Here is a 12,406-nt window from a genome sequence, read left to right on the forward strand (position 1 = left end):
CACCGATCCCGATAAGCACCATGGAGTGTTGCGATGAGTCCTGCTGAACCGGTAACAGGGTTGATTCTTTCCGGCGGCGGGGCTCGGGCGGCGTATCAGGTGGGCGTGCTGGCGGCGATTGCCGAGTTGCTGCCGCTGGGCGCGGCGAACCCGTTTCCGGTGATTGTCGGCACCTCGGCCGGGGCGATCAATGCGGTCAGCCTCGCCAGCGGGGCGATGGACTTTCGTGGCGCGATCGAGCGCCTTACTGCGTTCTGGCAGGGCTTTCGCAGTCATCTGGTGTTGCGCAGTGACTGGCCCGGCGTGATCAGCCAGGCCAGCCGGTTTGTCAGCCACAGTTTGCTGGGCATCGGGGCGCAGGTTCCGGTGGCCTTGCTCAACAGTTCGCCCCTTCGCGGCTTGCTCAACGACAAGCTGCACATGAACGGCATCGCCGAGGCCATCGCCCAGAAACAGTTGCAGGCGGTGGCGGTCACGGCGTTCGGTTACGAGTCCGGGCAGGCCGTCACGTTCTACCAGGGTGGCGGCACCATCGATGCATGGTTGCGTCATCGGCGAATCGGCGTGCCGACGCAATTGACCGTCGATCATTTGCTGGCCAGTTCAGCGATTCCGCTGTTGTTCGCGCCGGTGAAAATCGGCGAAGAGTATTTCGGCGATGGTGCGGTGCGCCAATCAGCACCGATCAGCCCGGCCCTGCACCTGGGCGCCAGCCGAGTGCTGGTGGTGGGCGTCAGCGGCAATCCGCGCGGGGTTGACCCGGAGCAGCCGCTGCAACGCGCCTACACCGGTCAGCAGCCGACCCTTGCGCAGATCGGCGGGCACATGCTCAACAGTACGTTCATTGACAGCCTGGAAAGTGACATCGAGTTGTTGCAGCGTCTGAATCAGTTCAGTCACTTGCTGCCCGATGGCACGCCGGCGCGCGCGTTGGGTGTGGCACCGGTGGAGGTGTTGGTGATTTCGCCGAGTCAGCCGATCGATGAGATTGCAGCGCGGCATCGGCAGGAATTGCCGGCGGCGTTGCGCCTGTTTCTGCGTGGGCCGGGGGCGACCAAGACGAGTGGGGCGGGGGTGTTGAGTTATCTGCTGTTCGAGGCGGGGTATTGCAGCGAGTTGATTGATCTGGGGCGGCGGGATGCGTTGGCCAAGCGTGGGGAGTTGTGCCGGTTTCTTGGGTTGGAGGAGCCTGTGGTTTCCGCTTGAGATCGGCGGTGTTGCTATCGCTGGCAGGCTAGCTCCCACAGTGGATCTTCAGTGTCACTCAGATCAACTGTGGGAGCTAGCCTGCTAGCGATGGCGTCCTTACAGACGCCGCCGAATCAGAAGTGAACCTTGACCAGGAAGCTGGTCACGCTCTGATCAGTCTTGAAACCCTGGCTGTCTTCGATGCCGTACTTGTTTTTCCAGTAGTCATACTCGACGCCGACGTACAACTGCTTTTCGCCCAGGTTCAGTGCCTTGCCCAGGTCGTATTTGACCTGCGGATTGAAGTGCAGGTTGGCGTGATATTCGCCCTTTTTGTTGACGTCGTTGTCGACCACCCAGTCCATGAAACCGTCGATCAGGATGTTCGAATCGCCAACGGGAATGGTGTAGGACCATGCCGGTGTGATCTGCCAGATATCATCACCCGGACGGTCGCCTTCGGTGTGACGGTTGTAGAAGTTCAGCTGGAAGTAGTCGAAACCTGGAATTGCCAGGTCGAAACCAGGACCGATCAGGTAGGACTCGGTATCGTCTTCACCGAACTCATAAGTCATGGCCAGCAGCACGTCTTTGATCGGGCCGAATTCGAGTTTCTGGTCGAAGATCTTGCCGAACGACAGGCGCGGGCTGAATTCGCCGTAGTAGGTGTTCTCACCGGCGAAGGCGTCTTCCTTGCCGTTATAGAAGATCTTGTCGATGAAGAAGAAGTTGTCGCCGTATTTCCAGCCATCGGCGTGTTCGAAGGTCACCGTCTGCTGAATGCGCGGGTTGACCTGGAAGTCCTTGCCATACAAGTAAGTCAGGCTGTTGTTCTGCCATTGCAGCAAGTCGCCGGCCATGGCCTGGCCCCCGGCCAGTAACGATCCTGCGAGCATCAGGCTGGTGCACGTACGTTTCATTCGGTTGCTCCCAAAAAGTAGGTGGTTCCACGTTATTTTTCTAAGGTCGACGCTCTGGTGTGGCGCCTTTTTCTGTAGCTGTAAAAAATCATCCATCCGGTCAGCTTTAGTGCTGTTAGCAAGAGCTGAGCCAAGGCTTTCGAAAAGCCAAAAAACTCCCGCTCGGCTGCTCAAGAACAGTCGATTGAGAGGGGGTTTGGAGTGCCTTGGTACCGTGCAGAGCCGGGATAAGTTGGCTTTCTGGTCAGGAATTAAATCCGGGCTTTTTTTTAAAGCGGATTCAGGCGGCCGCGGAGAATACTGACTCCTTGGCCAGGTCTCAAGTGCCCCGCAACAGCGCACCGACGACAGGTGTGGAGCACGGTTGCGGGCCATCTTAAAAGTGCACCTTCACCAGCAGGCTGGTGGTGTTTTCATTGGTGTCGAAGTTGCCGTTGTTTTCAATGCCGTACTTGTCTTTCCAGTAGCTGTACTCGACGCCGACGTACACCTGTTTCTCCCGCCAGCCCAGCGCCTTGCCCAGGTCGTACTTTATCTGCGGGTTGAAGTGCAGATTGGCGTGGTAGGTGCCCTGTGAGTTCTGGTCGTTATCCACGACCCAGTCGATATAGCCGTCAATCAACAGGCTCGAGTTGCCCAATGGCAGGGTGTAGGACCAGGCCGGCGTGATCTGCCAGACATCATCGCCGGGCCGCGAACCTTCGGTCTGGCGATAATAGAAGTTCAAGGTGAAGAAGTTGAAGCCCGGAACTTTGAGATCGAAACCGGGGCCGATCAGATAGGCCTCGGTGTCGTCTTCGCCATTCTCGTAGGTCATGGCCAGCAACACGTCCTTGATCGGACCGAATTCGAAACGGCGGTCGAGGATTTTGCCGAAGGAGAGGCGCGGGCTGAACTCGCCGTAATAGGCGTGAACGCCTTTGTTCCGGTCTTTTTCGCCGTTGTAGTAAGTGCTGTCGACGAACAGGAAGTTGTCGCCGTACTTCCAGCGGTCGGCGTGCTCAAAGGTTATCGTCTGCTGGATCGACGGGTTGACCGCGAAGTCCTTGCCATACAGATAGCTCAGGCTGTTGGTCTGCCACAGCAATAAATCGCCGGCCATGGCTTGGCTCGCAGCCAGCAGGCCACCGCCCAACAGCATGTTTTTCTGTGTCCGAATCATCTGTTGCTCCCTCTTGTTTTTATTTTTTCAAGGCGCAGGTATCCCTACCCTGTAGGAGCCGGCTTGCTGGCGATGAGGTCAGTACATCCAACATTGATGTCGTCTGACCCACCGCTTCGCCAGCAAGCCGGCTCCTACAGGGTTTGCGTTCTGTCTTAGTGCGGGTGAGCGTGGCAGTCGTTGACCGCCGCGCGTTCGCGGCCGCCAAGAATGTTGAACAGCAAGTTCAGCGACAGCGCACTCAACGTCGCCATCGCAATGCCGCTGTGGGTGATCGGACTCATCCACAATGGCAAGTGCGCGAAGAACTCCGGACGCACCACCGGTATCAGGCCCATGCCGATGCTCACCGCCACCAGCAACTGGTTGCGACGGTCACCGATGTCGGCTTCCTGGAGAATCTTGATCCCGGTCGCGGCGACCATGCCGAACATCGCAATGGCCGCGCCGCCCAATACCGCTGGCGGAATCGACGCCACCAGGAACGCCGCTTTCGGCAGCAGGCTCAGCACCACCAGCAAACCACCCGCGACGATGGTCACCGAGCGGCAACGCACGCCAGTCATCTGCACCAGGCCGATGTTCTGCGCGAACGAAGAGTGGGTGAAGGTGTTGAAGAAACCGGCGAAGAACGAGGCGCCGGCATCACAGAGCAAGCCGCGACGCAGCATCCGTGGGCAGACTTCCTGCCCGGTGATTTTGCCCAGCGCGAGGAACATCCCGGTGGACTCGACGAAGATAATCACCACCACCAGGCACATAGAAAGGATCGGTGCGAGTTCAAATTTGGGCATGCCGAAATGCAGCGGGGTGACGATCTGCACCCAGGGTGCCTGAGCCATGCCGCTGAGGTCGACCATGCCGATCAGCCCGCAGATCATGTAGCCGAGGCACATGCCGATCAGCACTGAAATATTGACCCAGAACCCGCGCATGAAGCGGTGGACCAGCAGAATGGTGGCCAGCACCAGCGCGGCGATGGCCAGGTAAATCGGCGAACCGAACTGAGTGGCGCCAGCACCACCGCCTGCCCAATTGACGGCCACGGGGAACAGCGACAAACCGATCGAGGTGATGACCGTGCCGGTCACCAGTGGCGGGAAGAAGCGTACGACTTTGGACATGAACGGGGCGATGATCATGCCGAAGAAACCGGCAGCGATGGTTGCACCGAAGATCCCTTGCAGGCCGATGCCCGGCATGCCGGCCATGGCGACCATGCTGCCGACCGCAGCGAAACTGGCGCCCATCATCACCGGCATACGGATGCCCATCGGGCCGATGCCGAGCGATTGCACGATGGTGGCGATCCCGGCCACCAGCAGGTCGGCGTTGATCAGGAAGGCGATTTCTTCACGACTCAGGCCCGCGGCCTGTCCGATGATCAGCGGCACCGCGATGGCTCCGCCGTACATCAGCAGAACGTGTTGCAGACCCACCAGGATCAGTTGCAAAAGGGGCAAACGCTGAATAGCGGGTGCGTCGGGGATGCGCGCTTCGGATAGCTCGGACATGCAACACCTCGGATCTTTTTATTCTTGTGATTTTTGCATCAGGGTTGACCGCGGCGCGGCCGTTCGCGGGCAAGCCTCGCTCCTACAGGATTTATGTTGATCTTGTAGGAGCGAGGCTTGCCCGCGAAGCTTTTCAACGGTTAATTGGTGGGAGCTCCCTGAACAATCCACGCACCGATCAGGTCACGTTCCTGCTGGGTCATCTGGGTGATGTTGCCCAGTGGCATGATCTGGCTGGTGACGGCTTGCGCCTGGATGCGCGCCGCGTTCTGGCGGATCTGCTCGGGGGTGTCGAACATCACACCGCCCGGTGCGGCGCTGAACAGCGGGCTGGTCGGTTTGGCCGAATGGCAGACCGAGCAGCGTTCCTGGATCACGCTGTGCACCTTGTCGAAACTCGGACCGGCGTTCGACGCCTGAACCGGTGCTTCAGCAGGTTTCGCAGCGGCAGGTTTGGCACCGCCACCGACGGCGGTTTCCGGCAACGGCTGGTACTCGATGGTGCCAGGGGCCTTGGCGACTTCAGGTGCACTTCGCATTTGCGCCGGGCCAGTCACGTAAGCCAGGCAGATCATGCCAACGGCGGCGGCGGGCAGGGTCCAGGCGAATTTGTGGCTCTCATGACGGGTGTTGAAGTAGTGACGCACCAACACCGCCAGCACCGCGATCCCGGCCAGGATCAGCCAGTTGTATTGGCTGCCGTAGGTGCTCGGGAAGTGGTTGCTGATCATGATGAACAGCACCGGCAAGGTGAAGTAGTTGTTGTGACGCGAACGCAGCAGGCCTTTGGCCGGCAGCGCCGGATCCGGCGTGCGGTTCTCGGCAATCGCCGCCACCAGTGCACGCTGTGCCGGCATGATGATGCGGAACACGTTGCCGACCATGATGGTGCCGATGATCGCGCCGACGTGCAGGTACGCACCACGACCGCTGAACACCTTGCTGAAGCCGTAGGCGGCGCCAATGATCAGCACGAACAGGATAAAACCGAGCAGGGCAGGGCGTTTGCCCAGGGCCGAGTCGCAGAGGAAGGAGTAGACGAACCAGCCGACGAACAACGAGGCAATGCCCAGTGCGACCCCTTCAGGGCCGGTCAGGCTGCTGCCGGGTGCCAGCAGGTACAGCGTCGGGTTGGAGTAGAACACCACGCACAGCAGCGCGATCCCCGACAGCCAGGTGAAGTAGGCTTCCCATTTGAACCAGTGCAGGTTGTCCGGCATGGTCGGTGGAGCCAGTTTGTATTTTTCCAGGTGGTAGATACCGCCGCCGTGGATCGCCCACAGATCGCCCGCCAGACCACTTTTCGGGTTGACCCGATTGAGGTTGTTTTCCAGCCAGACGAAATAGAACGACGCACCGATCCAGGCCACGCCAGTAATCATGTGAACCCAGCGCACGCTCAGGTTCAGCCATTCCAACAGATGTGCTTCCACAGTCTTTACCTCTCGCCTGTCACTCTGTTGTCGAGTGATCAGACCTTCTCTTATTGGTGGGGGGCAAGGATCAAACGCTCATCCTCTTTGAAAAAATGCTCATCGCAGTTATTGCCTGTGCCACTGCGATCAACCACCAGGAAGTCATCCCGCTTTTCGATCGTCAGCACCGGATGGTGCCAAACGCCGCGATGGTAATTAATGCCCTGCCTGCCGTTGGTGACGAAGGCGCGGACCAAGCCTGATACAGGTTCATCGCCAAGTGGCGCGACCACGATCAGAAAGGGGTTGCCGAGCAGCGGAATGAAAGCCTGGCTGCCCAGCGGGTGACGCTCCAGCATGCAGACGGTCAGCGGCATGTCCTGCGCGTCGGCGCGGAAAATGCTGATGATCGCATTGTCCTCTGGCGTGGCGGTTTGCACCGTCGCCAGTTTGTGAAAGCGCATGGTCGAACCGTTGTTGATCATGAAGTGATCGCTGCCGTCGGTTTCGATCACGTCACCGAAAGGGGCGAAGGCTTCTTTGGTCAGCGGTTCAATCGTCAATGTGCGCATGCTGGTCTTCTTACCTTGAGTTCTGTGTTGTTTGTTCTATTGCTATCGCTAGCAGGCTAGCTCCCACCTTTGGAATGCGTTCCCCTGTGGGAGCCAGCCTGCTGGCGATTGGGTTCGGCGCTTATTTAGCGACCTTGCCCAATACGCGCAGGCGGCTCACACCACCATCCGGGAACACGTTCAGGCGGATGTGGGTGATCGGGCCCAGAGCCTTGATCTGCTCGGCGAAGGTGTGTTCGGCGTGCATTTCCAGTTTCTGCGCCGGCAGCAATTCACGCCAGAACAGCGATTGGGTTTCGATCTGGCTGTCGGTGCCGCCCTTCACGAACGCGCCCTGAATCGAGCAGGTGTCCGGGTAGTTACCCTTGAAGTGCAGGGTGTCGACGATGACTTTTTCGATCTCGCCAGCGTGACCCAGCGCGACGATCACCCAGTCATTGCCCGGCGTGCGACGACGTGCGGTTTCCCAGCCGTCGCCCATGTTGATGCCACGGCCTGGGTTGAGGATGTTGCTCATGCGACCGAAGTGTTCGTCGGAGCAGGCGAGGGCGCGGCCACCGTTGAGGGCTGCGGCCAGGTCAACTTGCTCGTTGTCGCCGACAGCGGACCAGTCGCGGAACGGAATACCGTAAACACGCAGACGGGCCACGCCACCATCCGGATAGATGTTGAAGCGCAAGTGGCTGAACGACTGGTCGTTGTTGATTTCGTGGTAGTGGTGGCTGTTGCCTTGCAGCTCGACGGCCGACAGCACTTCAGTCCACTGGGTATTTTCGTCCGGCTCGCCTGAGGCCAGGAAGCACGCTTCCAGAGAGGCCGACGGCGGGAAGTTGCCGGTGAAGAATGAAGTGTCGATGTCCACGCCTTTGATCGAACCCGGTACACCCAGGCGGATCACGGCGCTGTCGTAGCCTTCGAAGCGCTTGCGGCGCGACTCCCAGCCGTCCATCCACTTGCCGTTGTCATCGAACACGCCCTCTTTCCACACAGCCGGGGTTGGCTGGAACAGGCGGTTGGCATCAGCGAACCAGTCATCGGTGACCGAGATGATTTTGGTGCCCAGGCGGGCGTCGGCCAGGTTGACGAACTTCTCGAAAGGTACGGCGTAAGCTTTCATTCTTCTTGTCTGCCTTTAATTAGTTGGCTTGGGATGCTTGCTGGCCCTGTGCACTCTCCGCGTTTTAATGACACTCGGGGCTTTTCACAAGGGCAGCTCGCTATAGGGTCAGTAATCGGAACAGGGCGATCTTGTTGATCTCCGCCAGCGCGCATTTGAATTCGGTATCCGCCGAATTGTGAATGCGCGTTTCGAACGCCGCGAGGATCTGATGCCGGTTGCTGCCTTTTACCGCCATGATGAAGGGAAACTTGAACTTGGCTTTGTAGGCGTCGTTCAGCTCGGTGAAGCGAGAAAACTCTTCGGCCGTGCATTGGTGAATACCGGCGCCAGCCTGTTCATGGGTGCTGGCTTCGGTCAGTTGACCCTGGACGGCGGCTTTGCCGGCCAGGTCCGGGTGAGCGTTGATCAGGGCCAGTTGGCTTTCATGATCGGCGCTCAACAGGATGTCGCTCATGCGCTGGTGCAGGGTTTCGATCTCGTCGATCGAGGCGTCCTGGCCCAGGTCGAAGGCCTTCTCGGCCACCCATGGCGAATGTTCGTAGATGTCGGCGAAGGCCGCGACAAACGCGTCGCGGCTCAGGGTCGATGGTTTAACGGTTTGAAAGGTGCTCATTTGGCAGCCCCTTGGTACGGGTGGGTTTCGTGCCAGTGGCGAGCGATGTCGACGCGACGGCTGAACCACACCTGTTCATGACTTTTAGCGTATTCGATAAAGCGCTTGAGTGAGGCCAGACGCGCCGGACGGCCGATCAGACGGCAGTGCAGGCCGATCGACAGCATTTTCGGTGCTTCGGCGCCTTCGGCATACAGCACGTCGAACGCATCTTTCAGGTATTCGAAGAAGTCGTCGCCCTTGTTGAAACCCTGGACCTGGGTGAAGCGCATGTCGTTGGTGTCCAGCGTGTACGGGATCACCAGGTGCGGCTTGCCGGTCGGGTTGTTCGGTTCCCAGTAGGGCAGGTCATCGTCGTAGGTGTCGCAGTCGTAAAGGAAACCGCCTTCTTCCATCACCAGTCGACGGGTGTTCGGGCCAGTGCGGCCGGTGTACCAGCCCAACGGGCGTTCACCGGTGATTTCGGTGAGGACGCGGATGGCTTCGAGCATGTGCTCGCGTTCCTGCGCTTCATCCATGTACTGGTAGTCGATCCAGCGGTAGCCGTGGCTGCAGATTTCGTGGCCGGCATCGACCATCGCGCGGATCACGTCCGGGTGGCGCTGGGCGGCCATGGCGACGGCGAAGATGGTCAGTGGAATATCGAATTCCTTGAACAGCTTCAGAATCCGCCAGACGCCGGCACGGCTGCCATACTCGTAAAGGGATTCCATGCTCATGTTGCGCTCGCCCTGCAGCGGCTGCGCCGAGACCATCTCCGAAAGGAAGGCTTCAGATTCTTTATCGCCGTGCAGGATGTTGCGCTCGCCGCCTTCTTCGTAATTGAGTACGAACGACAGGGCGATGCGGGCATTGCCCGGCCAGTGTGGGTGAGGAGGGTTACTGCCGTAACCGATCAGGTCGCGTGGGTAGTCAGCGCTCACTGCAGTCTTCCTTCTTATTCGTTGACAGATTGTGTGGCGTGCCTGGAAGTGGGAAGACAGGCTGGCGTCACAGCGATGGGCTGATTGTATACAACTTTATATCCACTTTGTAAGCCTGAATTTTTGCATTTTTGATGAACTGTCATCTTCACATGTTATTGCAAGAAACCTGCCCAATTGGTCAGCTAATAGATGGAAGGTCCGCTGGTAGTGTGGTTTTGCGTCAGATTCGCCGGGAATCCTTGAATGGCGGTTCCTGCTGGAAAAATGTCGTTTTTATTGTGTACAATTTTTTTGAAAAGTGTCTTAATCAATCGCTCGCCGCAGCGTTTCGTGCTCCGAATCGGTGCGGTCTCCTTTTCAACTGACTTCGGGAGGCGCGAGGTCTGACTGCTCCGTGCAGGCAGACGCGCAGAATCAATGGGACGTTTGACTACACACGTTTTGGACGCTGCACACGGTTGCCCGGGCAGCTCGATCAAGGTCGAGTTGTACCGCGTTGAAGGCTCGCAGCTGGAATTGGTCGCCAGCGCGATCACCAACAGCGACGGCCGTGTCGATGCACCGCTGCTGCAAGGCGATGACTACCGTTCCGGGGTCTATCAGGTTCAGTTTCATGCGGGCGATTACTACCGCGCCCGTGGCGTTCAGCTGCCTACACCTGCGTTCCTGGATGTGGTGGTGCTGCGGTTCGGCATCTCTGCGGAACAGGATCACTACCATGTGCCGTTGCTGATTTCGCCGTACAGCTATTCCACGTACCGCGGCAGCTGATCCCCCAAGCAGCTGCCTCAACCTGGAAGCGACTGCGCATATAGCTTCTTTGGTCTTTCGCCCGCTCACACTGCGGGCTTTTTTTTGCTTCGAGTTTGAGCCAGTGCGTTGGGTTGCACCTCGCGAGCGGACGGCGAGGTGCACACGTTCCTCTGTCAGCGTTCCTTGATGATGAAAACGGAAGGCGTTCCACCGGGCAGGTGTTGGACGCCTCCGATCAGCCATACCACATCGCCCCGCGCGTCAGCGGCAAGCAGTAACTGGTGGGCTTCGGCGCCAATTCGCGCTCTCAGCGAAGGATCTGCGAGTTCCGGGACGCGGGGTGGCTTGATTTCTATTGCGTCAGTCTCCACACGCCCCAGTTTCAGAAAATAAACCTTGTTGTGGTTGGGTCTGTTGAAGACCAGCGTTGGCGGGGGGAGCTTGACGTTGTCAACGTTTGCAGGAAGGTAGACCTTGTAGTTGCTGTGGCCCAGTATCGAAGCGAGCAACAACGGCAGGCGGCCCGGTTCATTCGGCCCCTCCGTATAAAACTGCCAGGCAGGAGCACTCTCGGGTTTGAAGTTCAACTGCTGCAAGGGCACCACGGAATCGGGAGCGTGCAAAGGGACTATCCTTCGCGGGCCTTCACCGCTGGATGCGACAGGCAATATATCCAATGGATCGCCGAGTCCTTTGAAGCCGCTGGTCGCTTTGCCCTCCCAGTATCGGAATGTCTGCACCATTGTGGCCAATCCGCCGCCGTTGATTTCCTCCGATCCACTGGAAAGCTCAAATAAACGTTTGGCAACGGCGCGCGATGTGGGCTCAGTGAACCCCGTGAATGCATCCGCGACATAGCGCGTGAGCGTTTTATCAAAGAGACGAACAGCTCCGTCAATTTTCCGGGTGTTTGTGCTGGCGAGGTGGCTAGTGGCTACTGGCTGCAACGAAGGTGCTACGTGCAACATGCGTTCAAATACATCGAAGCGAGAGGGCGCAAATTCCGGGTGTTGAAGGAAAACGATGGGTATCCCGTCGGCCAGCGGCCCCTTTGGCACGATGTGGTAATGGAGCTGACCAATCTGTACGGATTCCACCGAGTCAGGTTTGGTTGTTTTCCCCCAGGATGCCCACAAATAAGGGTTTCTATTCAAGGTGGCAGCATCAGGGTGGGGCACTGCATCGGACGCATCGACATTTTCATCCCGACGAGGGCGCTTGCTCGGGCCGTCACCGGCCTCTTCAGCGTCGGGTAACGGCTGATGGCTGGCCATTTGGGGGGTATCACCTGAGGCTACATTGATGGGAGCTTTTGTTTGCCAAAGCGTCATCCCTTCAATGTTTTCGAGTACCGGGCCCGAAGGGATCAATTCGGTTGCCGAGGTCGCCTGATAATCCCCGTCTGCATTTTTGCGGGCCATGACAGTGCCTCCGTCCGCAAGATCGACATAGGTTCTCTTCAGCTTGTCGTAACGGATCCCGTCTGCGTTTGGAGTTGACAGCTTGTCGGCTAAATGTCGGGGAATGATCTCCAGCGTCTCCGGCCTCCTCATCGGTGCAATTGCCGCCGGTGCCAAACCCTCCCGGACTATTCTCCACTGAGGCTGACCAGGAATTTTCCGGAGGATTGGCCCTGCTTGCCCTGGCGCGAAAGGGAAGGGAACCTGGTAATCCCCCTTCGCATTTGCTTTGATCTGAAAAATGCCTTGCGCTCCAATATCAGCGTAGAGCTCTTGCCGGTTACTCATGAAAAGCCCGGTTTCGTCGATCTTGAACAGTTGATCGACCTTGTTCCGAGGCCAGGAAATCATATTGGCAGCGAGCTCGGCACTTCTTGTGCTAACGGGCATGTCGGTGACAACGATAGGCTGACGAGAAACGATATCGGGTGAAGTACTTGATATATGCGAGTCGGAAACAGGCACTGCGTCCCTCAGAGGTCTGCCGACTGTGATTGCATGGTCACCCAGTACCCGGTTATCTCCTGATGAAGACCTTGGCAGCGTCGCCGAAGTGTCAGGTGCATTGGAGGTTGAATTTCTTTTTGGCGGTCTGCCATGAGTTATGTCCCTGAATAGTTTTATTTATTTGTAACGTCAAGGCGATGCCGGTAGATGGAAATGACCGGTATCGACGTTCTCTGTTAATAAAAATGGATTGCCATCCTGACGGGGCTGTTTGAACCCCGTCTAACAGCGACTCAACATGTTTTGCTGGTTGGTG

At 58.2% G+C, this 12,406-nt stretch carries 11 protein-coding genes; 2 read left to right on the forward strand and 9 right to left on the reverse strand.

Annotated elements, in window-relative coordinates; all coding sequences use genetic code 11:
* Positions 1 to 33 precede the first annotated feature (33 nt).
* Positions 34 to 1,206: a patatin-like phospholipase family protein gene (locus ACA070_RS08770; RefSeq protein ID WP_497450810.1), complete on the forward strand. Its 1,173-nt coding sequence runs from the start codon at positions 34 to 36 to the stop codon at positions 1,204 to 1,206.
* Positions 1,207 to 1,322: 116 nt separating this feature from the next.
* Here the strand turns inward: ACA070_RS08770 and ACA070_RS08775 are convergent, their stop codons facing one another.
* From ACA070_RS08775 to puuE, 8 genes are all read right to left on the reverse strand, one after another.
* Complete coding sequence (locus tag ACA070_RS08775) at positions 1,323 to 2,108, reverse strand: outer membrane protein OmpK (RefSeq protein WP_497450811.1); 786 nt, start codon at positions 2,106 to 2,108, stop codon at positions 1,323 to 1,325.
* Between the two features lie 376 nt (positions 2,109 to 2,484).
* The gene (locus ACA070_RS08780) at positions 2,485 to 3,270 is read right to left on the reverse strand and encodes an outer membrane protein OmpK (RefSeq protein WP_497450812.1); all 786 of its coding nucleotides are present in this window, start codon (positions 3,268 to 3,270) and stop codon (positions 2,485 to 2,487) included.
* 155 nt (positions 3,271 to 3,425) lie between these two features.
* Positions 3,426 to 4,784: a nucleobase:cation symporter-2 family protein gene (locus ACA070_RS08785; protein WP_497450813.1), complete on the reverse strand. Its 1,359-nt coding sequence runs from the start codon at positions 4,782 to 4,784 to the stop codon at positions 3,426 to 3,428.
* A gap of 140 nt (positions 4,785 to 4,924) precedes the next feature.
* Positions 4,925 to 6,217 carry a urate hydroxylase PuuD gene (locus ACA070_RS08790; protein WP_497450814.1) on the reverse strand — a complete coding sequence of 431 codons (1,293 nt, stop codon included), beginning with the start codon at positions 6,215 to 6,217 and terminating at the stop codon, positions 4,925 to 4,927.
* A 50-nt stretch (positions 6,218 to 6,267) separates the two neighbouring features.
* The gene (locus ACA070_RS08795; protein WP_109628737.1) at positions 6,268 to 6,771 is read right to left on the reverse strand and encodes an ureidoglycolate lyase; all 504 of its coding nucleotides are present in this window, start codon (positions 6,769 to 6,771) and stop codon (positions 6,268 to 6,270) included.
* Positions 6,772 to 6,892: 121 nt separating this feature from the next.
* Positions 6,893 to 7,888 carry an allantoicase gene (gene alc, locus ACA070_RS08800; protein ID WP_497450815.1) on the reverse strand — a complete coding sequence of 332 codons (996 nt, stop codon included), beginning with the start codon at positions 7,886 to 7,888 and terminating at the stop codon, positions 6,893 to 6,895.
* Between the two features lie 100 nt (positions 7,889 to 7,988).
* Positions 7,989 to 8,504, reverse strand: a complete 516-nt coding sequence (gene uraD, locus ACA070_RS08805; RefSeq protein WP_497450816.1) for a 2-oxo-4-hydroxy-4-carboxy-5-ureidoimidazoline decarboxylase — start codon at positions 8,502 to 8,504, stop codon at positions 7,989 to 7,991.
* On the reverse strand, positions 8,501 to 9,427 hold the full coding sequence (gene puuE, locus ACA070_RS08810; RefSeq protein ID WP_497450817.1) for an allantoinase PuuE: 927 nt from the start codon (positions 9,425 to 9,427) through the stop codon (positions 8,501 to 8,503). The genes uraD and puuE overlap by 4 nt, the downstream gene beginning before the upstream one ends.
* A gap of 420 nt (positions 9,428 to 9,847) precedes the next feature.
* Here puuE and uraH point away from each other — a divergent pair, with 420 nt between their 5' ends.
* Positions 9,848 to 10,201 (forward strand): hydroxyisourate hydrolase, encoded by a 354-nt coding sequence (gene uraH, locus ACA070_RS08815; RefSeq protein ID WP_123409019.1) that lies wholly within the window; start codon positions 9,848 to 9,850, stop codon positions 10,199 to 10,201.
* 155 nt (positions 10,202 to 10,356) lie between these two features.
* Here the strand turns inward: uraH and ACA070_RS08820 are convergent, their stop codons facing one another.
* Entirely contained in the window at positions 10,357 to 12,108 is a 1,752-nt protein-coding gene (locus ACA070_RS08820; RefSeq protein ID WP_497450818.1) for a hypothetical protein, read from the reverse strand.
* Positions 12,109 to 12,406: the final 298 nt, after the last annotated feature.

This window comes from Pseudomonas sp. LBUM1678 (genome assembly GCF_059695575.1).